The 22,428-nt window shown below is 68.7% G+C and carries 24 protein-coding genes, 2 tRNA genes and 1 pseudogene; 14 read left to right on the top strand and 13 right to left on the bottom strand.

Annotated elements, in window-relative coordinates:
- Positions 1 to 53: 53 nt before the first annotated feature.
- On the bottom strand, positions 54 to 1,238 hold the full coding sequence (locus ACW7G5_RS05035) for a phytase (RefSeq protein WP_457002342.1): 1,185 nt from the start codon (positions 1,236 to 1,238) through the stop codon (positions 54 to 56).
- Between the two features lie 11 nt (positions 1,239 to 1,249).
- On the bottom strand, positions 1,250 to 3,820 hold the full coding sequence (locus tag ACW7G5_RS05030; protein ID WP_457002879.1) for a TonB-dependent receptor: 2,571 nt from the start codon (positions 3,818 to 3,820) through the stop codon (positions 1,250 to 1,252).
- Positions 3,821 to 3,924: 104 nt separating this feature from the next.
- Between ACW7G5_RS05030 and upp the strand changes: the two genes are divergently transcribed.
- Together upp and ACW7G5_RS05020 are read left to right on the top strand one after the other, a co-directional pair.
- Positions 3,925 to 4,554: a uracil phosphoribosyltransferase gene (gene upp, locus ACW7G5_RS05025; RefSeq protein ID WP_457002340.1), complete on the top strand. Its 630-nt coding sequence runs from the start codon at positions 3,925 to 3,927 to the stop codon at positions 4,552 to 4,554.
- 144 nt (positions 4,555 to 4,698) lie between these two features.
- Entirely contained in the window at positions 4,699 to 5,241 is a 543-nt protein-coding gene (locus tag ACW7G5_RS05020) for a winged helix-turn-helix domain-containing protein (RefSeq protein ID WP_457002338.1), read from the top strand.
- Between the two features lie 3 nt (positions 5,242 to 5,244).
- Here ACW7G5_RS05020 and ACW7G5_RS05015 read toward each other — a convergent pair whose 3' ends face one another.
- The 6 genes from ACW7G5_RS05015 to rsmD form a co-directional block, all read right to left on the bottom strand.
- The gene (locus ACW7G5_RS05015; RefSeq protein ID WP_457002336.1) at positions 5,245 to 6,141 is read right to left on the bottom strand and encodes an MBL fold metallo-hydrolase; all 897 of its coding nucleotides are present in this window, start codon (positions 6,139 to 6,141) and stop codon (positions 5,245 to 5,247) included.
- 75 nt (positions 6,142 to 6,216) lie between these two features.
- Positions 6,217 to 7,998: a gamma-glutamyltransferase gene (ggt, locus tag ACW7G5_RS05010; protein WP_457002334.1), complete on the bottom strand. Its 1,782-nt coding sequence runs from the start codon at positions 7,996 to 7,998 to the stop codon at positions 6,217 to 6,219.
- Positions 7,995 to 8,249, bottom strand: a complete 255-nt coding sequence (locus tag ACW7G5_RS05005; RefSeq protein ID WP_343255359.1) for a YfhL family 4Fe-4S dicluster ferredoxin — start codon at positions 8,247 to 8,249, stop codon at positions 7,995 to 7,997. The genes ggt and ACW7G5_RS05005 overlap by 4 nt, the downstream gene beginning before the upstream one ends.
- Positions 8,250 to 8,323: 74 nt before the next feature.
- Positions 8,324 to 8,821, bottom strand: coding sequence for a hypothetical protein (locus ACW7G5_RS05000; RefSeq protein ID WP_457002332.1), 498 nt, complete (start codon positions 8,819 to 8,821; stop codon positions 8,324 to 8,326).
- A 37-nt stretch (positions 8,822 to 8,858) separates the two neighbouring features.
- Positions 8,859 to 9,362 carry a pantetheine-phosphate adenylyltransferase gene (gene coaD / locus ACW7G5_RS04995; RefSeq protein WP_457002330.1) on the bottom strand — a complete coding sequence of 168 codons (504 nt, stop codon included), beginning with the start codon at positions 9,360 to 9,362 and terminating at the stop codon, positions 8,859 to 8,861.
- A gap of 67 nt (positions 9,363 to 9,429) precedes the next feature.
- Entirely contained in the window at positions 9,430 to 10,023 is a 594-nt protein-coding gene (gene rsmD, locus ACW7G5_RS04990; RefSeq protein ID WP_457002877.1) for a 16S rRNA (guanine(966)-N(2))-methyltransferase RsmD, read from the bottom strand.
- A 71-nt stretch (positions 10,024 to 10,094) separates the two neighbouring features.
- Here rsmD and ftsY point away from each other — a divergent pair, with 71 nt between their 5' ends.
- The 4 genes from ftsY to ACW7G5_RS04970 are packed head-to-tail and all read left to right on the top strand — an operon-like array spanning position 10,095 to position 13,934.
- Positions 10,095 to 11,333, top strand: a complete 1,239-nt coding sequence (ftsY, locus tag ACW7G5_RS04985) for a signal recognition particle-docking protein FtsY (RefSeq protein ID WP_457002329.1) — start codon at positions 10,095 to 10,097, stop codon at positions 11,331 to 11,333.
- Positions 11,330 to 12,574, top strand: a complete 1,245-nt coding sequence (locus tag ACW7G5_RS04980) for a hypothetical protein (protein ID WP_457002327.1) — start codon at positions 11,330 to 11,332, stop codon at positions 12,572 to 12,574. The genes ftsY and ACW7G5_RS04980 overlap by 4 nt, the downstream gene beginning before the upstream one ends.
- On the top strand, positions 12,571 to 13,662 hold the full coding sequence (mutY, locus tag ACW7G5_RS04975) for an A/G-specific adenine glycosylase (protein WP_457002325.1): 1,092 nt from the start codon (positions 12,571 to 12,573) through the stop codon (positions 13,660 to 13,662). Before ACW7G5_RS04980 ends, mutY begins: the two co-directional genes overlap by 4 nt.
- Positions 13,659 to 13,934: an oxidative damage protection protein gene (locus ACW7G5_RS04970; protein ID WP_457002323.1), complete on the top strand. Its 276-nt coding sequence runs from the start codon at positions 13,659 to 13,661 to the stop codon at positions 13,932 to 13,934. The genes mutY and ACW7G5_RS04970 overlap by 4 nt, the downstream gene beginning before the upstream one ends.
- Here the strand turns inward: ACW7G5_RS04970 and ACW7G5_RS04965 are convergent.
- The gene (locus tag ACW7G5_RS04965) at positions 13,910 to 14,362 is read right to left on the bottom strand and encodes a DUF6491 family protein (RefSeq protein ID WP_457002321.1); all 453 of its coding nucleotides are present in this window, start codon (positions 14,360 to 14,362) and stop codon (positions 13,910 to 13,912) included. The genes ACW7G5_RS04970 and ACW7G5_RS04965 overlap by 25 nt on opposite strands.
- A 151-nt stretch (positions 14,363 to 14,513) precedes the next feature.
- Between ACW7G5_RS04965 and ACW7G5_RS04960 the strand changes: the two genes are divergently transcribed.
- Both ACW7G5_RS04960 and ACW7G5_RS04955 read left to right on the top strand, forming a co-directional pair.
- Positions 14,514 to 14,589, top strand: a tRNA-Phe gene (locus tag ACW7G5_RS04960).
- A gap of 24 nt (positions 14,590 to 14,613) precedes the next feature.
- Complete coding sequence (locus ACW7G5_RS04955) at positions 14,614 to 15,585, top strand: hypothetical protein (RefSeq protein WP_457002319.1); 972 nt, start codon at positions 14,614 to 14,616, stop codon at positions 15,583 to 15,585.
- 57 nt (positions 15,586 to 15,642) lie between these two features.
- On the opposite strand, the gene ACW7G5_RS04950 is transcribed toward ACW7G5_RS04955, so the two are convergent.
- The gene (locus ACW7G5_RS04950; protein WP_457002317.1) at positions 15,643 to 16,089 is read right to left on the bottom strand and encodes a DUF4410 domain-containing protein; all 447 of its coding nucleotides are present in this window, start codon (positions 16,087 to 16,089) and stop codon (positions 15,643 to 15,645) included.
- Positions 16,090 to 16,189: 100 nt separating this feature from the next.
- Between ACW7G5_RS04950 and ACW7G5_RS04945 the strand changes: the two genes are divergently transcribed.
- The gene (locus ACW7G5_RS04945) at positions 16,190 to 17,476 is read left to right on the top strand and encodes a DUF445 domain-containing protein (protein ID WP_457002315.1); all 1,287 of its coding nucleotides are present in this window, start codon (positions 16,190 to 16,192) and stop codon (positions 17,474 to 17,476) included.
- 35 nt (positions 17,477 to 17,511) lie between these two features.
- On the opposite strand, the pseudogene ACW7G5_RS04940 reads toward ACW7G5_RS04945, so the two are convergent.
- The 3 genes and pseudogenes from ACW7G5_RS04940 to ku form a co-directional block, all read right to left on the bottom strand.
- Positions 17,512 to 17,763 (bottom strand): annotated as a pseudogene (locus ACW7G5_RS04940) (SDR family oxidoreductase); the annotation flags it as partial.
- Positions 17,721 to 17,906: a hypothetical protein gene (locus ACW7G5_RS04935; protein WP_457002313.1), complete on the bottom strand. Its 186-nt coding sequence runs from the start codon at positions 17,904 to 17,906 to the stop codon at positions 17,721 to 17,723. The pseudogene ACW7G5_RS04940 and the gene ACW7G5_RS04935, both read right to left, overlap by 43 nt.
- A gap of 84 nt (positions 17,907 to 17,990) precedes the next feature.
- The gene (ku, locus tag ACW7G5_RS04930) at positions 17,991 to 18,944 is read right to left on the bottom strand and encodes a non-homologous end joining protein Ku (protein WP_457002311.1); all 954 of its coding nucleotides are present in this window, start codon (positions 18,942 to 18,944) and stop codon (positions 17,991 to 17,993) included.
- Between the two features lie 142 nt (positions 18,945 to 19,086).
- Between ku and ACW7G5_RS04925 the strand changes: the two genes are divergently transcribed.
- The 5 genes from ACW7G5_RS04925 (at position 19,087) to ACW7G5_RS04905 (ending at position 22,418) form a co-directional block, all read left to right on the top strand.
- Positions 19,087 to 19,620 (top strand): DUF4142 domain-containing protein, encoded by a 534-nt coding sequence (locus ACW7G5_RS04925; protein WP_457002309.1) that lies wholly within the window; start codon positions 19,087 to 19,089, stop codon positions 19,618 to 19,620.
- Between the two features lie 58 nt (positions 19,621 to 19,678).
- Positions 19,679 to 19,753 (top strand) — tRNA-Val (locus ACW7G5_RS04920).
- 266 nt (positions 19,754 to 20,019) lie between these two features.
- Entirely contained in the window at positions 20,020 to 21,039 is a 1,020-nt protein-coding gene (locus ACW7G5_RS04915; RefSeq protein WP_457002307.1) for a GlxA family transcriptional regulator, read from the top strand.
- Between the two features lie 99 nt (positions 21,040 to 21,138).
- Positions 21,139 to 21,780, top strand: a complete 642-nt coding sequence (locus ACW7G5_RS04910; protein ID WP_457002305.1) for an HD domain-containing protein — start codon at positions 21,139 to 21,141, stop codon at positions 21,778 to 21,780.
- Positions 21,781 to 21,821: 41 nt separating this feature from the next.
- Positions 21,822 to 22,418: a TfuA-like protein gene (locus ACW7G5_RS04905; RefSeq protein ID WP_457002303.1), complete on the top strand. Its 597-nt coding sequence runs from the start codon at positions 21,822 to 21,824 to the stop codon at positions 22,416 to 22,418.
- Positions 22,419 to 22,428 lie beyond the last annotated feature (10 nt).

Here is a 22,428-nt window from a genome sequence, read left to right as displayed (position 1 = left end):
CGCCACTGACGACCTGGCGGAGCTCCGTGATGAAGTCGCGACGCGCGCCGCCATCAGCGCGCGCACGCAGGCAGTGCCAGCGCCGAAGCGATGTCGCTCCAGCTGATCGCCACCGCGCCCTGGTCGTCATGCACCGCGTACAGCACGCCATCGGGGAATTGCGCGGTCGGCACGTCGTGCAGCCAGATGCCGTCGGTATTGGCCACCGTCGGGCCAGCGACGGCGCCGGCGTGCGCCAGCGAATCGCGTTCGAACAGATGGAACGCGGTGCGGCCCTTGCCCTGCTCGGTGGTGATCCACCAGCCGCCGCCATCGGCACAGGTCTTGAGCATGATGCCCTCGGCCTGGGCCTGCAGGAATTCGCCGCCGATGGTGCGGCCGCTGAAGCTGCCGGCCAGGTCGTAGACCTTGAATTCGTTGGCGTAGGTCTCGTCCTCCTCGGCCACCAGCAGGCGGTCGTTGGCGGGGTCACCCCACAGCGATTCGACCACGCGCAGGGCACCGTCGGGCGTGGTGTCGCCGAAGGCCGCGATGTGACTCGCGCGGTAGCCGCCGCCATCAGCCGCGGCTGCGAACGCGAAGCGGTGGACGCGCCGATCGAGCTCGGCCAGCGGCGGCAGGATGTCCTCGCCCTCGGCGTCTTCCCCGGCCATGTAGGCGTCGGTGACGTAGACCTCGTAGCCACCGTCCACCTGGTTCACCCACAGGCCGTAGGGCAGCTGCAGCACGTCGGCGCCGAACTCGGCGACGGTCTCCATGCCGGGCAGGCGCAGCACCTGCACGCGGTGGTTGTCGCGTTCGACCACGAAGGCCAGGTCGTCGGCCACGGCGATGCCGTTGGGGCGGTCGAACTGCCCCGCGCCCGCGCCGCGCTCGCCAACGTGGCGTACCAGCGCACCGGTGGCGCCGTCATACACCACCAGCCGGTGGGTGGACTTGGCGGTGGCGAGCAGCAGCACCTGGCCATCGGGCCCGGTCCAGCTCGCGACCGAATCGATGTTGTCCTCCGGCGTCATCGGCGTGGCGAAGGCTTCGGGCACGGCCGCCGCTTCGGTCACGCCATCGGTGCGCGCGGCCTCGCGGGCGCGGTCGGCGCGGTCCTCCGCGTCCTCGGCCGGGGTGCCTGTGCCCGCGGCATCGGCCGGCTCCTGTCCGGCACCGCAGGCAGCGAGCGAAAGCGCCAGGGTGCCGGCGGCCAGTACGCGCCAGCCGGCGCGGCGGTTGGTGACGTCATGCATTGCGTGCATCCTCAGAAGTTGACCTTGACGCCAAGCGTGTAGCTGCGTCCGTAAAGCTCGTTCTGCAGCGTGAAGTCGCTCGAGCCCTGGTAGAGCTCCAGCGGTTCGTCAAGCAGGTTGGACGCCTCGAAGTACAGGCCCCAGTTGTCCGCGACCTTGTAGTCCAGGCTGAAGTCGAGCTGGGTGTTGGGCGCGACCCAGAGATCGTAGCGGGCGTCGTCACCGATTTCGTCCAGGTATTCGCTGCGGTGCACCGCTGCCAGTCGCGTGCTGATGCGCTCGTTCTCCCAGCCGATGTGGGCGCTATACAGGCGCTCTGACGACAGCGGCAGCGCGTACTTTTCGGTGCCGGCGACGAATTCGGTGTCAAGCCACGTACCGCTCAGGCCGACCAGCAGGCCACTCCAGGCACCCGGCAGGAAGTCGAGCTTCTGCTGCCAGTTGAGTTCGACGCCGAACACCTCGGCATCCTCGCCGTTGATCGGGGTGGTGACGTCGAAGCCCGGGAACGCGGGGTCGCTGTCGGTCCAGGTCTCGACGATGTAGCCGTCGATCGACTTGTGGAAGATGCCCGCGGAGAAGATGCCCGATTCACCGATGTAGCGCTCGAACGACAGGTCGAAGTTCAGCGACTCGTATGGATCGAGCTGCGGATTGCCCAGGCTGACCTCTTCGTCGTCGCGGTTGATGCTTGCGCGCGGCGAGATGTCACCGAAGGTCGGGCGGGCGACGGTCTTGGTGACCGCGCCGCGCAGCACCCAGTCGTTGCCGGTGTCGTAGCGCAGGTGCAGGCCCGGCAGCACGCTGGTGTAGGAACTCGAGGCCGAGGTCGGGCTGGCGGTGAGTTCGCCGTCTTCGTCCAGGTCGACCATCCAGCCAGTGGCGTCGAACTCGGTGCGCTCAACGCGCGCACCGGCGATCACCCGCAGGTTGCCGAAGTCCATCGTGCCCATCAGGTAGGCGGCGAGCACGTCTTCGCTCGCGGTGTAGTCCTCGACCAGCGAGATCATGGTGTTCTCGCCCACGTCGCCGGGGCGCGCGGAGAACGCGCCGCGGTTGTCGCGCAGGAAGCGGCGCATGGCGCCCGAGGACAGGCCGTCGCCCATGTCACCGTGGCGGTAGCCGGGCGAGCCCGTGGTCCAGCCGCCGAGGTCGATGTCCGGCCCGATGCGGTACTCGGCCTCGTCGACGTTGACGTCACGATCGCGCCAGCGTCCCAGGAAGCCGCTCTTGAGCGTCACCGCCTCGCCGGTCCAGGTGAAGTCGAACTTCGCGCTCAGCGACTCGTCGTCCACCTGCTTGGGCGCCACCACCAGGCGGTCCAGGCCGTAGTTGGCGTTGCGCAGCCATGCATCGCCACCGGCCGGGTCGATGACGTCGAACGACGGCAGCCGGCCCGGGCCTACGCGGACCGACATGTCGTCCTCGCCCAGGTACTCGAAGCGCATCTCGACCTCGTCGTCCACGCGCTCGCGGGCCTTGGTATAGCCGAGCTGGTAGTCGAACTGCGCGTTGCCGCGGCGGTTCATGCCGCCCACGCTGGTGGTGAAGGTGTCTTCTTCCTTGGTGCGGTAGCGCAGGCGGCGGCCGAAGTCGTCGGCGGAAATGCCCTCCACCGTCCAGCTTTCGCCGTCGTAACCGGCAATGTCGCCCTCGCCCACCGGGATGATGTGGTTCTGGCGGGTCTCGGCATCGGTGAAGTCGGTATACAGCGTGCGCAGGTAGTACTGGTTGTCATGGTCCGGGCGCCAGTCCAGGTTGAGGTTCACGCCGGTGCGCTCGCGGTTGATCGTGTACTTGCGCTGCTGGATCTCGACCGGGGTCAGGCGGTCGCCGGTGACGTCCTCGAACTGGTCGTCGTATTCGACCTCGATGTTGTCACTCTCGTAATCGCGGTCCTGCCAGCTCAGGCCGAAGGCCACGCCGAAGGTGTCGTTGTAGACGTCGCTGAAATTGAACGCAGCCTTGGGGCTGGTCTCGCCGCTGAGGTTCTGGTGGCTGGCCTCGGCCTTCAGGCGCATGTCGCGACCGTTGCGGTCGAAGGCCGACGCCGACTCGACCAGGATCATGCCGCCCAGCGAATCGCCCGGCATGTCCGGGGTCGGGGCCTTGACCACGGTCAGGCGCTCGGTCGAGTCCGAGGGGATCACGTCCAGCGGCGCGGCGCGGCTGCTGTCCTCTGGCGTACCCATGCCGATGCCGTCCACCATCACCGAGTTCTGCGCCGCATCCAGGCCGCGGATCACCACGTAGCGGCCCTCGCCCTGGTCGCGGGTGACGCTGATGCCGGGCAGGCGCGACAGCGACTCGCCGACGTTCTGGTCCGGGTACTGGCCCATGGAGTCGGCGGACACCGTGTCCTGGATGGCGTCCGACGCACGCTTGAAGTCGATGGCACGCATCTGCGACTCGAACTGGCCGCGGACCTCGATGGCTTCAAAGTTCACTGCATCAAGCGCGGCCGCGGTGGGGCTTTCGGCGGGCGCCGGGGCGGATGGTGCCTCCTGGCCCATGGCTGCGCCGGAGGCGCTCAGGGCCAGGGTGGTGGCGATGGCAAGGTGCAGCGGATGGCGCTTGGTCACGGCGGGAAGACTCAAGGTGTGATCGATGGGTGCACACGGTATTACCGGCTTGTTTCAATCCGGTTACCGCAGTCACATGCCCGCCACGCGCTAGACTCTTCCCCATGAAAATCGTCGAAGTCCGCCACCCGCTGGTCCAGCACAAACTCGGCCTGATGCGCCGTGCCGACAACAGCACCAAGACCTTCCGCGAGCTCACCGGCGAGGTCGCCGCGCTGCTGACCTACGAGGCCACGGCCGACCTCGAATGCGAAGACGCCGAGGTCGAGGGCTGGGCCGGGCCGGTGCGCGTACGCCGCATCAAGGGCCGCAAGGTCACCCTGGTGCCGATCCTGCGCGCGGGCCTTGGCATGCTGCACGGCGTGCTGGAGCTGATCCCGGCCGCCAAGGTCGGCGTGGTCGGCATCAAGCGCGACGAAAGCACGCTGGACGCCGTGCCCTATTACGAGAACCTGGTCGGCGACATGGCCGACCGCACCGCACTGGTGCTCGATCCGATGCTCGCCACCGGCGGCACCCTCATCGCCACCGTCGACATGCTCAAGGCCGCCGGCTGCACCCGGATCAAGGGCCTGTTCCTGGTGGCCGCGCCCGAAGGCCTGCGCGCACTCGAAGCCCGCCATCCGGACGTCGAGGTCTATACCGCCTCCGTCGACGAACGCCTCAACGATCTCGGCTACATCCTCCCCGGCCTCGGCGACGCTGGCGACAAGATCTTCGGCACCCGCGCCTGATTCCAGCCGTCGGCACGTCCGGCACTGCCGGCCGCGGGTGTCCGCACCGCACTGTTCCCCGCGTTGCCCTGCGGTGTGGCCACTCCATCGCTGACGTCGAACGTTCCGCCGATTGGCGGCGGGCCCGCACCAGGGCCCGCGCAGATGGCTGGGACCTGGCTGTTCGGCCGCTACCGGCTGGAACCCGCGCTCAGGCGCCTGCACGCCGACGGCCGCACGCGCGAGCTCGATGCCCGTGCGCTGGTGGTGCTGGAATGCCTGCTGCGCCACGCGGAGCACGTGGTGCCGCGCGCGACGCTGACCGCGGAGGCATGGCCGGACGCGGATGCGGTACTCGACAGCGCGGTCTCGAAAGTGATGCGGCGGCTGCGCACCGCGCTGGGTGACAGCTCGGCGCACGTGCTGCAGACGATCTACGGCGAGGGCTATCGCCTGGCACTTCCGGCCGTGCAGCTGGGTCCGGCCCCTCCCCGGCCGCCGGAGCCTGCCTCCCGGCGAACACCCCCGGCACACGCCAGGGCCGCAGCCAGTCCGGCGGAGCCACCATCCGCGCCGGGGCCGCCCACGGCTACGGGGCGCGTGCGCGACGCATGGCGGGTCTGGCTGCCCTGGCTCATTGCCGCGACCACGACCCTGGTCGCCCTGCGCCTCGCCTGGCTGCTGCTGCGACGGGGCGGCGGCGGCTGAAGCTCAGCCCGCGGCGCCGAGGCTCCTCGCCTGCAGTCGCGCGATCTGATGCGCGCCGACAAAGCGCCCGCGCTCATCGCGTCCAAGCTGAGCCATCGCATGGGTCGGATCATGGGTAAAGAACAGGTGCACGTTGCGCGCCAGCTTGTCTTCCAGGAAGGCCTGCTTTTCGTCGATCAGGGTCTCCGCACAGCGGTCGTAACCCATGGTGATCGGCACGTGCACCCAGGGCATCCCGGGCACCAGGTCGGCGCAGAACACCACGCCGCCGTGGTGGCCGTCATCGCGCAACTCGGGGCCCAGCACCTCGGCCAGCATCATTCCCGGGGTATGGCCGTGGCTCCAGTGGAAGCGCACCGCGTCGCCCAGCGCCGGCGTGCGATCGCCGTCGACCAACTCCACGCGGCCGCTTGCCTCAAGCAGCGGCAGCAGTCCGGGGATGTAGCTGGCGCGGTCGCGCGGATGCGGATCATGTGCGCGCTGCCACTGCTCGCCGCCGATGACGAAGGTGGCGTTGGGGAACAGCAGCTCCGGCTCCGCGCCTTCCTTCCAGGCCGACAGCAGGCCGCCGGCATGGTCGAAGTGCAGGTGGCTGAGCACCACCACGTCGATGTCCTCATGGCTGAAGCCCGCCTCGCGCAGGGAGTCCAGCAGCACGTGGCCCTCGCCGCCGATGCCGTAGCGCTCGCGCAGCTTCGGCTCGAAGAAGGCGCCGATGCCGGTCTCGAACAGCACCGTGCGGCCGTTGAGCGGCGTCGCGAGCAGCGCGCGCGTGGCCAGCGGGATGCGATTGGCGTCGTCCGGCGTCATCCACTTCGACCACATCGCCCGCGGCGCGTTGCCGAACATGGAACCACCGTCCAGGCGCTGGGTATTGCCTTCGATCGACCAGAGTTTCACGTCAGGACTCCTTGTGCGGCTGCGACCCGGCCATCCGCGACGCAACCCGGCTTTTGTAGGAGCAGCTAGCTGCTCCTACTGTGGGGGTGCTTCGTTAGGCTGGACCTGGGCTTTGCCTACGGGGTTGCGGGGGTCGGTGCCGGCTTCGAGGCGGCTGTTGGCGATGTCCCAGGCCACGGTCTGGAAGTTGCCCCAGACGTCGCTGGAGCGGCGGCCGTCGGTCGCTTCGTCCTCGGGGCGCTGGACCACGTGGCCCATGGCGCGCAGGGCCTGCGCGGTGGCGGCGTCGAAGGTGCCGCCCTCGGCCTGGATCGCGTCGGGCATCCACTGGTGGTGGTAGCGCGGCAGCGCGGCGACGTCGGCCGCCGACAGGCCCGCGTCATAGCCCAGCACCCCCAGCAGCACCATGGTGATGATGCGGCTGCCGCCGGGCGTGCCGAGCACGGCGACCTTGTCGTCGGAGACCATGAAGGTCGGCGTCATCGAGCTCAGCATGCGCTTGCCCGGCTCCGGCGCGTTGGCGTCGTAGCCCATCACGCCGAAGGCGTTGGGCGTGCCCGGCTTGAGCGCGAAGTCGTCCATCTCGTTGTTGAGCAGCACGCCGGTTCCCGGCGCCACCAGGCCCGAGCCGTACAGCAGGTTCACGGTCTGCGTGGCGCCGACCCGGTTGCCCTCGGCGTCGATGATCGAGAAATGCGTGGTTTCGTCATCCTCGAGCGGCGTCGGCGCGCCGGACAGCAGCTCGCTGGGCGTGGCCTTGCCGGGATGGATCGTGGAGCGGAGGCCGGCGGCGTAGTCGGCGCTGGTGAGCAGGCGCTGCGGCACTTCCACGAAGTCCGGGTCGCCGAGGTAGAAAGTGCGGTCGCGGTAGGCGCGGCGCATCGACTCCACCACCAGGTGGGTACGCTCGGATTCCGGCAGCGCGTCCAGGTCATACGGCGCCAGGATCTGCAGCATCTGCGCCAGTGCGATCCCGCCCGACGACGGCGGCGGCGCGGTCACGATGTCCCAGTCGTGGTAGCGGAAGCGGACCGGGTCACGTTCAAGCACGCGATACGCGGCAAGCTCGTCGGCGGTCCAGGCGCCGCCTTCGGCGTTGACGCCCGCCACCAGCTTCGCGCCCACGTCGCCGCGGTAGAAGCCGTCGAAGCCCTTTTCGGCCAGCAGTTCAAGCGTCCGCGCCAGGTCTGGCTGGCGGAAGACGTCGCCCTCCGCGATCGGGCGGCCGGCAGCCAGGTAGACCTCGCGCGTGCCGGGATAACGCTCCATCACCGCGCTGCGCGCCACATAGCCGCGGGCCATGCGCGCGTACACCGGGAAACCCTCGCGCGCGATGCGGATCGCCGGCGCCAGCGTGCGCGAAAGCGGCAGCCTGCCGTAGTTCCGCTGCAGGTGCACGAAGGCGGCCGGTAGGCCGGGGATGCCGGCCGACCAGGCGCCGTTGGTGGCCCGGTCGCGGTCGAAGCCGCCCTCGGCATCGAGATAGCGCTCGGGCGTCGCCGCCGCCGGCGACGTCTCGCGCGCATCAAGGAACACATCGCGGCCGGCCGCGGCATCGTGCAGCAGGAAGAAGCCGCCGCCGCCGATGCCCGAGCTGATCGGCTCGACCACCGAAAGCACCGCGGACACCGCGATCGCGGCGTCGAAGGCGTTGCCGCCGTCGGCCAGCACCGCCATCCCGGCGTCGGTGGCCAGCGCGTGCGCGGACGCGATCGCGGCCCCTGGCGGATGCGCGGCCGGAGCCGTGGATGCGGGAGCGGTCGCGGCCGACGAGTCGCCGCCGGCCAGTGCAACGGCCGGCGCCAGCGCGAACGCAAGCAACAGCGCCGCGTGACGCAGCAATGTGGTGGTGTTCATGCGGCCTGCTCCTTCAGCCGCATCAGTTTCGCAAGCAGCTGGTCGTGGGATTCGGGGATGTCGGGGTCCGGATCGATGCATTCGACCGGGCACACCACCACGCACTGCGCTTCATCGAAATGCCCCACGCACTCGGTGCAGCGCGCGGGGTCGATCACATAGATGGTTTCGCCCTGCGAAATCGCGTCGTTCGGGCAGGCCGGTTCGCAGACGTCGCAGTTGATGCAGAGCTCGTTGATGCGCAGTGCCATCGGGCCATTGTAGACCCTGCACGCGCGGTCCGCCGCCGGGCCTGGACGGCCGGCGGCGGCAGCGCGGCGACGCCTTACCTGGCTTCGACGAACACGAATTCCACGCCCGAGTGAGCCACGGCCGTGGCCACGCGGTCGCGGTCGGCGGCGGCGCCGATGAACACCACGCGCACGCCCTTCATGGTGTCGGGCGAGACGTCCGCGAACGCCTGCACGATGATGTCGGCCATCTTCGACGAGTCCGAGGACGCGTAGGCAAGCATGTTGCCGCGCACGATGCCGCGCGCCACGTCCGAGCTGGCCTTCTCCTGCAACCGGCCGTAGGAACCCGCGTCGGCATCTTCATCACCGGTGCTCGCAGGCAGGTAGTACACATAGGGCTGGTTGGCGATGCCGTCCATGTTCCGGGTCACCACGTCGGACACGTAGTCGCGCCAGGCGCTGTCGTCGGCGGTGGCGGGGGCGGTCAGCGGCGCTGCCACGGTCGCGACCACGGCCTCTTCCTTTTTGCAGGCGGCAAGCAGCGGCAGGGCAAGGCAGGCGGTCAGCACGAGTCGGGTGATGGTCTTCATTTCTGTGTCCCCAGGTATTCGGTGATGGTGGTTGTGATCAGTCTAGCTCGCGTCGCCATTCGGCCTGCAGCGCTTGGGCCACCGCCGCGGGTACGAATCCCGAGATATCGCCGCCAAGGCGGGAGATCTCCCGCACCAGCGAGGAGGAAATGAAGCCGTACTGCTCCGCCGGCGTCAGGAACAGCGTCTCCACCTCGGGTATCAGGTGGCGGTTCATGCTCGCAAGCTGGAATTCGTACTCGAAGTCCGACACCGCGCGCAGGCCGCGCAGCAGCACGCCGCCGCCGACTTCGGCCACGAAATGGGCGAGCAGCGAATTGAAGCCCATGACTTCGACGTTGCGGTGCGAGGCCAGCGCCCCGCGTGCAAGCTCGACCCGCAGGTCGAGCGACAGCGCCGGGCCCTTGGCCGGGCTTTCGGCAACGCCCACGATCAGCCTCTCGAACAGCGGCGCGGCGCGGTCGACCAGGTCCACGTGGCCGTTGGTGATCGGATCGAACGTGCCTGGATAGACCGCGATCCTGTTTCTGGCTGTGCTCATGCCGTGGCTGTGCCGTGGTTGGGATGCTGGGGCCAGCCGGAGTGTATCAGCGCCACGCAGTGCCGGTTCAGCCCGTGGCCCCGCGGCGGAAAAGTGCGTGGCGGGCGTCGCGGGTCCCGGATTCACGGTGCAGGCGCCAGCCCGCTCCCGGCGCGACCTGCATGCCTGGCGGCGACTCCAGGTAGAGCCACGCATCGGGGGCCAGCCACGGCTCCAGGCCCGCCATCACTCCATCCCACGGACCATCGGCGAATGGCGGGTCGATGAACACCAGGTCGAAGCGGCCGTGCAGCGGCGCGCGCAGCAGCTCCAGCGCATCGGCCCGCAGCACCATCGCGGCCCCGCCCGTGCCAAGGCGCGCACAGGTTTCGCGCAGCGACTCCGCCAGCGCCGGGTCACGCTCGACCAGCAATGCCTCGCCCGCGCCACGCGACAGCGCCTCAAGTCCCAAGGCACCGCTGCCGGCGAACAGGTCCAGCACGCGCACGCCGGCGAGCATCGGCTGCAGCCAGTTGAACAGGGTCTCCCGGGCGCGGTCGGACGTCGGCCGGAGCCCAGGCGCGGACGCCACCGGCAGCTTCGATCCACGCCAGCGGCCGCCGATGATGCGCACGCTGCCGGAGGGCGCGGCGCGCCTGGGAGTTCGGGAGGCCGGTGATATCATGACGCGGCATTGTCCGCGCTTGCGCGTCGACGCGCACCCTCCCCCTTTCTTGCCTGGTCCGATTCGCGATGGTCAGCTTCTTCCGCCGCTGGAAACCCGACGCCGACAAGGCCAAGCAGGGGAAAGACGACGGCGCTGCGTCAAGCGCATCAAGCGCCGCCGCAGAGGCCATCGAAGCCGCGAGGGCCATGGGCGCCGCCGCCGACCCGGCCCCGGTGCCGCCGCCGCCGATGTCGCAGCCCCTCCCGCCGACTCCAATGCCGGACCCCGCCCCCACCACCGCCCTCGTGGGAGCCGCTATGGCGGCGAATGCCCCTCCGGCCCTCGTGGAACCCTCCTCCGGAACCGATACCTCGTCGACCACGCAGGAAAAGCCCGCCGCCGCCCCCGGAAAAACCGGCTGGCGCGAGCGCCTCAGCGGCAGCGGCATCGCCCGTGGCCTCGGCGGCCTGTTCGCGCGCAACCCGCGCCTGGACGACGACCTCCTCGACGAAATCGAAACCGCGCTGATCACCGCCGATGTCGGCGTCGCCGCGACCACCGGCCTGGTCGAATCCCTGCGCAAGCGCATGAAGGCACGCGAGTTCGCGGACGTCCCTGCGCTGCGCACCGCCCTGCGCGCCGACCTCATCGCACTCCTCGAGCCGGTCGCGCGTCCCCTGGTCATCGACCCCGCCAACAGGCCCTTCGTGATCCTGACCGTCGGCGTCAACGGCGTTGGCAAGACCACCACCATCGGCAAGCTCGCCAAGCGCTTCAAGGACGAGGGCCGCGGGGTGATGCTGGCCGCCGGCGACACCTTCCGCGCCGCCGCTGTGGCCCAGCTCCAGGCCTGGGGCGAACGCAACGGCGTGACCGTGATCGCCCAGGGCCAGGACGCCGATGCCGCCTCGGTGGCCTTCGACGCCCTGCAGGCCGCGCGCGCGCGCGGCACCGACATCCTGATCGCCGACACCGCCGGCCGCCTGCATACGCAGCAGGGCCTGATGGCCGAACTGTCGAAGATCAAGCGCGTGCTGGGCAAGCCCGACGGCGGCGCACCGCATGAAGTGCTGATGGTGATCGACGGCACCACCGGCCAGAACGCGATCAGCCAGTTGCGTCACTTCCATGCCGCCGCCGGGGTCACCGGCCTGGTGGTGACCAAGCTCGACGGCACTGCCAAGGGCGGCGTGGTGTTCGCACTGGCACGCGAGTTCAACATCCCGATCCGCTTCGCCGGCATCGGCGAGCGCCCCGAAGACCTGCGCGTGTTCGACGCCGAGGCTTTCGTCGACGCCTTGCTGCCGGAGGCGCTGGGGGCGTGAGGCTGCGTCGCGGGCTCGCGCTCGCCGCAGGCATCGCCGGGATCGCGCTGCTGCTCGTCGTACTGGCGGCGGCGCTTGTGATGCAGCCGCAGCGCCTGGCACGCCTGGTACTCGGCGGCGTGGGCGACGGCCTTGGCCTGGACATCAGCTTCGAAGGCGAAGCGCGCTACCGCCTGCGCGGCACGCCGATGCTGGAAGTACACGGTGTCGTGGTTCGCCAGCCCGGCGACGCCGAACCGCTGCTGCGTGCGTCGCGCGTCCTTGTCGCGCTGCCGTGGTCAACCGTGCGCACGCGCGGCGCGCCGCTGGCGCTTGAACGCATCGAACTCGACGCTCCCGTCCTCGACCTGCCACGACTGCAGGCGTGGCTGGCCTCGCGCCCGCCGGGCGAAGGTGGCCTGCCTTCGCTGTCCGATGGCGTGACCGTGCGCGACGGCCGCGTGTTCGCCGACGGCTGGGAACTACAGGGCCTGCAGCTGCGACTGCCCGGCTTCCGCGCCGATGCGCCGCTGGCCGCCCACGCCCGCGGCAGCCTCGCCATCGCGTCGCCCGCGCGGATCCACTTCAACCTGCACCTGGCCGCAAGCAAACCCGCGAACGGCGTCGGCATCGGCGTGCGCGGACGGGTGCGCGTGGAGCACGCGGACTGGTCGCTGCCCGCATTCGTCATCGCCTCCGGGCCGCTGCGGATCACGGACGGTCGCGTGCACGTCACGCCCCTGCGCCTTGGCGCCCACGCGGAATTCCGCGGCGACGGCGAACCGTTTGTCTTCGCCCTTGGCGCACACGGCCCCCTGCGCCTGCGCAACGGCAGCTGGACACTGGTTCCACTCGGCGTTGCCCTGCGTGGCGATGGCGTCGTGCCAACCTTCCATGCCCACGGCCGCGCCGCCCTCGGGCGGGCACTGCTGCTGGAACTCGAGGGTGCGATGGCCGAGTGGCCCGAAGCATGGCCGGCGTTGCCGGCGCCGCTGGGCACGTCGACCTCGCCGCTCGCCTTCTCGCTCGACTACGCCGGCGCGATGGACCTGGCCGATCCAGCCAACCTGCGACTTTCGCGCGACGAGGCACGCGCCGAAATAGACGCGCGCACGTTCGACGTCCTCGAGTGGATGGATGCCGCGGCTGCCGGATCCCCGCTGCCACCGCTCCGTGCCCGCGCCAGCGCGCCGCGGATCGAGGTCCCCGGCGGCACGCTGCGTGGCGTTGAAATCAGCATCGATCCGGGTGACGCGCAATGAACGCGCATGCCGGGACCGATGCCTGCGACGCCTTCGCCGCGCCCCTGCTTGACTGGTTCGATGTCCACGGGCGCCATGACCTGCCCTGGCAGCATCCGCGCACGCCCTACCGCGTCTGGCTGTCGGAGATCATGCTGCAGCAGACCCAGGTGCGCGTGGTGCTGCCGTATTTCGAACGCTTCATCGCCGCACTGCCGACGGTGTCGGCACTCGCCGCCGCGCCGCGCGACGACGTCCTCGCCCTCTGGTCGGGGCTCGGCTACTACGCACGCGCCCGCAATCTGCATGACGCCGCACGCAGCTGTGCGGAACAGCACGGCGGCGAACTGCCTCGCAGCTTCGACGCCCTGCTCGCCCTGCCGGGCATCGGCCGCAGCACCGCGGGCGCCATCCTCGCCCAGGCCTGGGGCGACCGTTTCGCCATCCTCGACGGCAACGTAAAGCGCGTCCTTGCCCGCTACCACGGTGTCGACGGCTGGCCGGGCCTGACCGCCATCGAAAGGCGACTTTGGCAGCTGGCGCAGGAGCACCTGCCCGACACCCGCCTGGCCGATTACACCCAGGCCCAGATGGATCTGGGCGCCACGCTCTGCACCCGCCACTCCCCGGCATGCGGCGCCTGCCCGCTGCACCCCGGATGCACGGCTCACGCGCAGGGGCGCAGCGACGAACTGCCCACGCCGAAGCCCGGCAAGCCCTTGCCCACCCGCGAGGCCCTGCTGCTGCTCGTGCGCGACGCCGAAGGTCGCATCCTGCTCCAGCGCCGCCCCCCCGCCGGCGTCTGGGCGCAGCTGTGGTCGCTTCCCGAAGCCACGGACGAAGCCGGCGCGCACGACTGGCTGCGGGCGAATTTCGACGGCGACCACGGCCGCGGCGAAACCCTGGCCACGATCGCGCACGCCTTCAGCCACTACCGCTTCAACATGCATCCCCGCCGCTGGTCCGCGGTCGCCCCTTCAAGCCGGGTGCGCGACAATGACGACCTGCGCTGGGTGTCCCGCGACGCACTTGCCGGGCTCGGTATCCCGGCACCGGTCAGGACGCTGCTCCAGGCGCAGTTCGCCCCCGACCAGGAGAATCAACCGTGAGCCGCACCGTTTACTGCGAATACGAGAAGCGCGAGGTCCAGGCCCTGGCCTTCGTGCCATGGCCGGGCGAACTCGGCAAGCGTGTGTTCGCCGGCATCGGCCAGACCGCCTGGGCGGCCTGGCTTGCGCACCAGACGATGCTGATCAACGAGAACCGCCTGTCGCCGATGGATCCCGAGCACCGCGCGTTCCTCGAGCGCGAGATGGAAAAGTTCCTGTTCGGCGGCGGCGCCGACAAGCCGGCCGGCTACGTTCCCGAAGGCGCGGCCTGAGCCTCGTCCCGCGCGGCCTTTTCGGCAGCCTTGATCCGTGCCGTATCAAGCGGGCGGATCCGGGTGATCCGGCACGGCATCTGCATCGAGGACCGGTTGTGCACGATCACTTTGTCGAAGCCCGCGTAGACGCGCCCGGTCTGGTTGGTGAGGCTGATGGCCGGGGTGTACTCGATGTCGAGGCATGGGCCGCTGAAACCGAGTAGCCAGGCTTCCTTCGGCCGGGTCCACACGGCGATATTGTGTTCGTCCAAGGGCGTCCAGCCGCTGATGCGGCCGAGGTAGGTGAAGCTTTTCACCGGTTCCCCGGCGGCGGCTTCGTAGCTGGCAAGCTTTTCAGCGTCGCTCATTCCCGAGCCGGTGGCGCAGCCACCCAGTGCCAGCAGCCCGCCCAGCACGGCGGCTGCCGCGAAGATCCTGCCTTGCATGATGTCCTCCTGCCGCCGCGCGGCATGTTTTTACCGCTCCGATCATGAACCCTGCCGGATGCCGCCACCGCCACGATCGCAAGCAGCGTTCAGCCCCGATACGGTCTTGCCTCACCTGCAGCCGCTGCCGTATCATTCCGGGCTCGCCAGTGGCCGGGTAGCTCAGTTGGTAGAGCAGGGGATTGAAAATCCCCGTGTCGGGGGTTCGATTCCCTCCCCGGCCACCATTGCGAATCGAAGGGCTTGCAGCAGTGCAGGCCCTTTTTCTTTATCCGACGGCCGGATCGTTTGCCGTTGGTTTGCCGTTCGCAGGTTCCATCCTGCCTCTACGCGGCCATCGGTGCGGCATCGTTCGACTGCGCCAGCACCGCGGCAATCCCGGACCGGAGCGGATCATGAGAGCTCTTTCTTTTCTTGCTGCATTGCTGGCCACGGCCTGCGGTGCGGCGAAGGCGCCGGCGTCCCTGCATGAGCAGCAGATACCCGCGGCGATGTTTGTCGTGCCCTCGCAGGTCGAAGGCGAGTACAGCTACGCATGGATTTCCCGGGCACGCGACAACGAGGAGGTTGTTCCCAAGGGACGCTTGCGTGCCTACGTGGACGGGCAACCCATCGGTGACATCGAGGTCGCGGGACACATTCCCAACGACAACACCGCTGGATGTACCGAACCTCCTCGACTCACGCTCACTGGCGACCTCGCCGGGATCGGAGAGCACGGTGCCGTGCTTGCCAATATCGACGTCAATGCCAACTCGCGCCTCCTCCCGCGCACCGTTTCGGACCAAGTACTTACCGCGCTGCGGCAGGCATTGGCGGACAGTCCTGGCGCGGGAGCCCAGTCCCGCCACCGCCTTGCCCGCATGATGGCGCACGGCGAAGGCGTGCATGTCTTCGCCGATGACACCGGGCGCGAGATCGCGTTGCTGGCGTCATCGTCAACCGATACTTCGGGCGAATTGCTCAGCAGCCTGCTTGCCGTTGTAGGGCGTGAGCGAGAAGCGCCCTGGCAGACACGGCTGCTCGACTTCCAGACCGCATGCGCCGATTGCGACAGCATGCCTACCCACTACACGTTTCGCGCCGCCGGGGATTTTAACGGGGATGGCACGCCGGAGTTCCTGCTGGAAGGCATCGCCTACGAGCAGTGGAACTATGTCCTGGTCGAGCAGGCGAGCGGCCGCTGGACCATCAGGTCGATTGGTGGAGGCGGTGGCTGCTGACTGAACCGGATGGCCTGCGCGACGACACGGGGGTAAAACACAGGCCTTTTTCCTGCTTCATTGCAGCCGGTCGACGATCTCGGTGGCGTGGTTCTCCAGCAGCCCGGCCGATGTCAGCCATGCCGAGGCGTTGAAGGTTTCAACGTCGAAATGGCCCACGACGCGCCCGTCCGGCGCCAGCAGGCGAACCGTGCTGGCGACCTTGTCGCGCCCCGCCATGATGCCGGCCCAGAGCCGCGCGCCGTCCGAACGGAGGCGGAAGTGCGTCAGGGTCACCTCGACCCGCACGGCGTCGCCACCGTCGGCGAACAGGCCGCGTTCCCTGAGCTTCTGCCCCAGGTGCCGCTCAAGCGTCCCCAGGCCCTCGGCGTCCGCGTCGCCGTTGTTCTTGATTTCGAACGAGTACTTCTGGTTGTCGGCGGCGGTGTAGGGCTGGTGCACGACGCTGGTCGTCGAGCAGCCGGCCAGCAGGGCGCCAAGGAGGATCGCGTGGAATGCCTTCATGGATGACTCCGGACCGGCTTCGGGCCACGATATCCCCCGCCGGACCGACGCCGCAATGAGGGCCGACCCGGGGGTCCGCCACCCGCGCTAATCTGTGCCGATGCCGCCCCCCGTCCTCGACCCCCGCGAAGCCGCACTGCGCCGGCGCAAGGCCATCGCACTGGGCCTGCTGGTGTTCGCCGGGCTCGCGCTTGCGGTGGTCTCGGTGCTGGAACGCACGCATCCGCACTGGGCCTTCGGCTTCATGGCCGCGGTGTTCGAGGCGGCGCTGGTGGGCGGGCTGGCCGATTGGTTCGCGGTGGTCGCGCTGTTCCGCCATCCGCTGGGCATGGGCTGGATCCCGCACACCGCGATCATCCCTTCGAAGAAGGACGCGCTGGGCGCCAGCCTTGCAGACTTCATCAGCGACAACTTCCTCGGCACCCGCCAGGTGGCGGACAAGCTGCAGACGATGGACCTCGCGGGCTCCATCGCGACCAAGCTCGCGGACTCCGCGTTCTCGCAGACCATGGGGCGTGCGGTGGCCAACGCCCTGCCCCGGATCCTCGATGCCCTCGACAGCGAAGAACTGCACCGCTTCCTGCACCGCATCGCAGAAGCCCGCCTGCGCCAGGTCGACCTGTCGGGCGTGGTCGCGGTGGTGCTTCGCCAGCTGACCGACGAGGGGCGCCATCAGGCGCTGGTCGATGCGGGCCTCGCGTATGCGGGCGAAGTGCTGGCCGCGCCCGGCACCCACGAGCGCATTTCCGAAATGGCCTCGCGCGAGCTGTGGAACGTGCTGCGCTACCTGAAGCTGGAGGGCGTGGTGGCCGACAAGGTCGCCGACAAGCTGGTCGCCGGCATGAGCGGGATGCTCAACGACATGGCCACCGATCGCGACCATGAAATGCGCCAGCGCATCGGCGTCGAATTCGAGCGCCTGATCCTGCGCCTGGAAGACGACCCGGGCCTGCAGGAGCGCGTGAACCGGTTCCGCGACCAGCTGATCCAGGACTCCGACCTCTCACGCTACCTGCGCAGCCTGTGGCAGGACCTGGGCACCTGGATCCGCGAAGACGTGCAGCGCGAGGATTCGGCCATCGCGGCGCGCACCGCCAGCGTTGGCGCCGAGATCGGCGCCCGGCTGGCGGCCGACGACGACATGCGGGCGTGGATCAACGGCGGCATCGTCGACCTGATCCTGCCCGAGGTGGAGCGCTATCGCGAAGGCATCCGCGGGTTCATCGTCGAACGCGTGCGCCAGTGGAGCGCTGACGAACTCACTCGCGAACTGGAGCTTGCCGTCGGCTCGGACCTGCAGTTCATCCGCTACAACGGCACTGCGGTGGGCGCGCTGATTGGCGGCATCCTGTACGTCCTGGTCCACGGCATCCAACGGCTGGTCTGAGTCCGCGGCACGGGGCCGGGCGTCGACCGGCGGGTTCAACCGCGCGGCCCGCCCATCACCGGCAGGATCGCGCCGTTCACGTACGAGGACATCACCGGCGAGGCCAGGAACACATAGGCCGGCGACAGCTCTTCCGGCTGCGCGGGGCGTCCCATGTCGCTGTCCTTGCCGAAGTCGGCGACGTCCGGCGCCGCCTTGTCGGCGGGATTGAGCGGCGTCCACACCGCCCCCGGGGCCACGCAGTTCACGCGGATGCCGCGGCCGAGCAGATTGCTGGCAAGCGACTCTTCGCCGGCGCCTTTTTCTTCGCGCGCTTCGCGGCCTGGTCCGCCTGTTGCTGGATGTCGCGCTGGCGTTCAACGGTGCGCTCCGCGCCGCCGCCCTTCGCGGCGTTCTTTGCCGTCTTCTTCGCTGCTTTCTTCGTCGCCATCGAATCCTCCGCCGGACTGGCTCTTCGCTGGCGACGCTAGCGCCGCCGTCGTTGCCACAACGTCATCGTCGCGTGCAGGTCACGTCATGCGCTCTTCGCGGTCTTCTTCGCGGCTTTCTTCGTCGTCTTTTTTGCGGTCTTCGCCGAGGATTTCTTCGCAGCCTTGGCCGATGGCCTGGCATCCCCCTTGCCGGCCGCCTTCTTCGCCGCCTTCGCAGCCTTCTTGGCCGGCGTCCGCCGCTTGCTGCCGATGCTCTTCTCCAGCAGCGCCATGAAGTCGACCACGTTGGTGGTCGCGTCCTCCGGGACGTCGCGCTCTTCGTCGTCGGGCTTCGACACCACGCCCTGCGACTTCATCCGGTCGCGGATGACCTTTTCCAGGCGCTCGCGGAACTCGTCCTTGTAGCCGGACGGATCCCACTCGCCGCTCATCGACTCGATGAGCTGCTTGGCCATTTCCCGCTCCTTCTCGCTGATCCGGTAATCACCGGTGGTGCCTTCCGGCAGCCTGTGATCCGCGGGATCCACGATCTCCTGCGGATAGCGCAGCAGCATCAGGATCAGGGCATCGCCCTGCGGCAGTACCGCGCACAGGTATTCGCGGGTGCGCACCACCACCCGCGCGATCCCGGCCTTGCCGGTGTCGCGCAGGGTTTCGCGCAGCAGCACGTAGCCCTTCTCGGCCTTTTTCGCGGGTACCAGGATGTAGGGCTTCTCGAAGAACGCCGGCGGGATCTCCGAGGCGTCGATGAAGCTCTCCACCTCCACCGTCTCGTGGCTCTCCGAGGCCGCCGAGCGGATGTCGTCCTTCTCCAGCACCACGTAGCTGCCCTTGTCGTATTCGAAGGCCTTGACCACGTCTTTCCAGGGCACCTCTTCGCCGGTGTCGGCGTTCACCCGTTCGTAGCGCACAGGCCGGTTGTCGCGCGAATCCAGCATGCGGAAGCTGAGGTCCACGCGCCGCTCGCCGGACATCAGCGACACCGGCACGTTCAGCAGGCCAAAGCTCAGGGTGCCGGTCCAGATCGGTCGCGCCATGGTGGCCTCGCAGCAGTGAGGGCGGGTGGTCGACGTTAGGCGTGGCGCGGTGAGACAGCGGTGAAGCCCGACCGTCTTCACGCCTGCCCAACCCGGGGATTGCTGTGCTGCCGCCACGCCCCCACCCCCGAAGGAGTCCCCCATGATCTTCAAAGCCATCCGACTCGCCATGCTCGCCGGCGCCGGCGTCGCGGCTTGGAAAGCGTTCAACAATCGCCCGACCGGCAAGCGTGCATCGGGCTCATTCTTCGAGCAGGCGCTGCAAAGCGGCACCGGTGAGGTTGAGGCCGCCCGTTCCGCGCAGCTGCGCGGCGCATCGGCGGAGCTGCGACGCTTCGCACAGGAGCTGGAGCACGACCACGGCGAGCTCAACCGGCGCCTGGCCGAAGCCGGTGGCTTCGACGTCCCCGAACCCGACGACCAGCAGCGCAAGACCCTGCGTGCACTCGACGGCCACCAGGGAGCGGCCTATGACCGCGCCTGGCTGCGCCACATGGCGCGCAGCCACGCCAGCGCGATCCGCCTGTACCAGCGCACGGCCGACGCCGGTGGCCCGGGTGCCAGCCTGGCATCGGAAGCGCTGTCCACGCTGCGCGACCATGCCCGCACGGTGGAAGAGCTGCGGCACGCTTGGCCCCGGACCGGGGAACGGCGCGTTCCGCGAGCAACGGCCTGAACCCGCGGGGGCCTTGCCACATCCCGGGTGCAATATCGTATACTTCGCGCCCTGTTCGGGGCGGTTAGCTCAGCGGTAGAGCATTGCCTTCACACGGCAAGGGTCGCAGGTTCGATCCCTGCACCGCCCACCAGATCGGTAGTCGAAAAGCCCCTGTTTTCAGGGGCTTTTTGTTGCCTTCCCGAACGGTGGAACCGGGACGATGGCCAACTGGATGACCGCCGTCATCCTCCCACCGCCGGCCTTGGCTCTCTCCGGCCCGGGTCGCCAGCGTCGCGGCCGTCGATGGCATCGATCATCTCCACGCCGGCCTGCTACAGCCGCTACGGATCGCCGGCGAGAAGTATCTGATCAACCTGTCCTTGCAGGTGTAAATGGGTCAGGCTCATTTACAGGCAAATGAGCCTGATCCCTTTACCGGGAAGCGGAGGCCACGTGGCGATACTTACGATCGCGATCGCAATACACGAGCATGTGCAGGCGCTGGACGTCGCCGGGCCGGTCGACGTGTTTGCCGAGGCAAACGGCCATGTTCCGGCCGGGGATCATTACAGGACGCTCCTGGTTGCAGCGGATCGCAAGCCGCTGCGGACATCCGGCGGCATGCTGGTGGTGGCCGACATGACGTTCGAGGAGGCGCGACGCGGCTTCGACATCATCCTGGTGGCTGGCGGGCCGGAGCTGCCGGACACGTTGCCCGATGCCGGACTGCTGGAGTGGGTGGGGGAAGCGCCGCGCAGGTCGATGACCTACGGTTCGATCTGCACGGGCGCGTTCGTGCTCGGCCATGCCGGCCTGCTCGATGGCCGGAGGGTCACGACCCACTGGCAGAGTGCCGCGCAGCTGGCACGCATGTTCCCCGAAGCGAAAGTCGAAGCCGATTCGATTTATGTCCGCGACGGCCGACTCATCACGTCTGCCGGTGTCACGGCCGGGATCGACCTTGCCTTGGCGCTGGTCGGTCAGCGTCATGGGCCGGAGGTGGCGGTGGCCGTCGCCAAGCGGCTCGTCGTGGTGGCGCAGCGCCAGGGCGGCCAATCCCAGTTCAGCCCCTATCTCACGCCTCCCGTCGATCCCACGTCATCGGTGGCGCTCGTCCAGCAACACATCGCGGCGCATCCAGCCCAGCGGCACGCACTCAAGTCGCTTGCCGGCGTGGCAGACATGAGTCCGCGCAACCTGATCCGCCATTTCGTCCAGGAAACCGGAATCACCCCGCACGAGTTCGTCCTGCGGGCACGGATCGACGCGGCCCGCAAGGTCCTGGAAAGCAGCGACCTGCCACTGAAGACCGTGGCATACGACTGCGGTTTCGGGACCGCGGACCGCATGCGGATCGTCTTCAGGGAACGCCTCGGCGTGACTCCCGCGCAATACCGCGCCCGGTTCCGGCACCAAGAAACACCCCCGGTGTCATGAAATCGCGCTGTATTGTCATGATCCGGCGCAAGCGTTCGATTGTGGCCAGGCGCGCAACTGCCGACACTTGAGGGCAGTATTTTCCTGGAGTGGATTTCCATGACCGAGACCATCGCAGGCATCCGGGTGCCCGACAGCCCGCTGGTGCGCGCCGCCACGCAGCTTGTGCGCGACACCGAAGACGACCTGCTCTACAACCACAGCCGGCGCGTATTTTTCTGGGGGGCACTTTCCGGCAACCGGCGCGGCCTCCGATACGATCCGGAATTGCTTTACCTGGGTGCCATGTTCCACGACATGGGCCTGACGGAGCGGTACTCGAGCGCCGACTTGCGCTTCGAGGTCGACGGCGCCAACGCGGCGCGCGACTTCATGAACGGCTATGACGTGCCCGAGCGCGACGTCGAGGACGTCTGGACGGCCATCGCACTGCATACGACGCCCGGCATCCCCGGACACATGCGGCCGACCGTGGCTTTGGTGACCGCTGGCGTCGAGATGGACGTGCTCGGCATCGCCTACGACGAGTTCAGCCAGGAGCAGCGCCACGAGGTCTGTGCCTGTCATCCCCGCGAGGCGAACTTCAAGGAAGGCATCATCGACCACTTCGCCGATGGCATCAGGAAGAAGCCGGAAACCGCATTCGGCAACGTGAAGGCGGACGTGCTGGCGCTGAAGGTGCCCGGATACCGGCGGACCGACTTCTGTTCCATCATCCTCGGTTCCGCCTGGCCGAATTGATCCACCGAATTGATCCACGGTCCCGCGTCACGAGGGAACACGTGAGGCCAATCGTATTCCTGGGCCTGAGCCTCACCGGACCGGAAGCGCGCGCTGTCCTGGATGCGGAGTACCGCGCACCCATCGTCCGCGGCGACCTGGATGCCATCGCTGCACCGGCGCAGATCGTGATCGTCGATGGCCTGCTTGACCCTGATCTGCGGCTGGACCCGGAGGAAGCCGCCCGGGCGCTCGCTCGCGGCCTCGACCTCCACGGGGCCGCGAGCATGGGCGCGGTGTTGGCGGCGCGGCTGGAACCCCTGGGCATGAAAGGTGCCGGGCAGGTGTTCCAGATACTGCGGACGCTGGATGGCGATCGGGAGGATCTGGTCCAGGCACTGTATGTGCGCGACGAGTTGGAGTTCAGGCCGCTCACGGTGCCGCTGATCAACGTGGTGGCCGGCCTTTGGTCGAGCGGATTGGGGAGCGGAGAACTTGCTGGGCTCGTCCGCGTGCTCCGCGCCATTGCGCTGGATGCGCGGACCTGGGAAAACATTGAGGCCGCCGTTGCCGGCGCGGGTTTCCGCCTGCCACCTGCGATCCGCCTGATGGACGCCAAGCGTGAGGACGCGCTCTGCCTGCTTCGGCAACTCAGGTAGCCGAGGAAAG

The organism is Luteimonas sp. A501 (genome assembly GCF_054052085.1).
Note: the sequence above shows the minus strand (reverse complement) of the source record. Positions and strands in the feature narration are given on the sequence as shown.

Excerpts from the sequence above, each read along its gene's own strand:
- ACW7G5_RS05035 (WP_457002342.1), bottom strand. The coding sequence starts at position 1,238 with ATGCATGACGTCACCAACCGCCGCGCCGGCTGGCGCGTACTGGCCGCC.
- upp (WP_457002340.1), top strand. The coding sequence starts at position 3,925 with ATGAAAATCGTCGAAGTCCGCCACCCGCTGGTCCAGCACAAACTCGGC.
- ACW7G5_RS05020 (WP_457002338.1), top strand. The coding sequence starts at position 4,699 with ATGGCTGGGACCTGGCTGTTCGGCCGCTACCGGCTGGAACCCGCGCTC.
- ggt (WP_457002334.1), bottom strand. The coding sequence starts at position 7,998 with ATGAACACCACCACATTGCTGCGTCACGCGGCGCTGTTGCTTGCGTTC.
- ACW7G5_RS05005 (WP_343255359.1), bottom strand. The coding sequence starts at position 8,249 with ATGGCACTGCGCATCAACGAGCTCTGCATCAACTGCGACGTCTGCGAA.
- ACW7G5_RS05000 (WP_457002332.1), bottom strand. The coding sequence starts at position 8,821 with ATGAAGACCATCACCCGACTCGTGCTGACCGCCTGCCTTGCCCTGCCG.
- coaD (WP_457002330.1), bottom strand. The coding sequence starts at position 9,362 with ATGAGCACAGCCAGAAACAGGATCGCGGTCTATCCAGGCACGTTCGAT.
- ftsY (WP_457002329.1), top strand. The coding sequence starts at position 10,095 with ATGGTCAGCTTCTTCCGCCGCTGGAAACCCGACGCCGACAAGGCCAAG.
- mutY (WP_457002325.1), top strand. The coding sequence starts at position 12,571 with ATGAACGCGCATGCCGGGACCGATGCCTGCGACGCCTTCGCCGCGCCC.
- ACW7G5_RS04965 (WP_457002321.1), bottom strand. The coding sequence starts at position 14,362 with ATGCAAGGCAGGATCTTCGCGGCAGCCGCCGTGCTGGGCGGGCTGCTG.
- ACW7G5_RS04950 (WP_457002317.1), bottom strand. The coding sequence starts at position 16,089 with ATGAAGGCATTCCACGCGATCCTCCTTGGCGCCCTGCTGGCCGGCTGC.
- ACW7G5_RS04945 (WP_457002315.1), top strand. The coding sequence starts at position 16,190 with ATGCCGCCCCCCGTCCTCGACCCCCGCGAAGCCGCACTGCGCCGGCGC.
- ACW7G5_RS04935 (WP_457002313.1), bottom strand. The coding sequence starts at position 17,906 with ATGGCGACGAAGAAAGCAGCGAAGAAGACGGCAAAGAACGCCGCGAAG.
- ku (WP_457002311.1), bottom strand. The coding sequence starts at position 18,944 with ATGGCGCGACCGATCTGGACCGGCACCCTGAGCTTTGGCCTGCTGAAC.
- ACW7G5_RS04925 (WP_457002309.1), top strand. The coding sequence starts at position 19,087 with ATGATCTTCAAAGCCATCCGACTCGCCATGCTCGCCGGCGCCGGCGTC.
- ACW7G5_RS04915 (WP_457002307.1), top strand. The coding sequence starts at position 20,020 with ATGAGCCTGATCCCTTTACCGGGAAGCGGAGGCCACGTGGCGATACTT.
- ACW7G5_RS04910 (WP_457002305.1), top strand. The coding sequence starts at position 21,139 with ATGACCGAGACCATCGCAGGCATCCGGGTGCCCGACAGCCCGCTGGTG.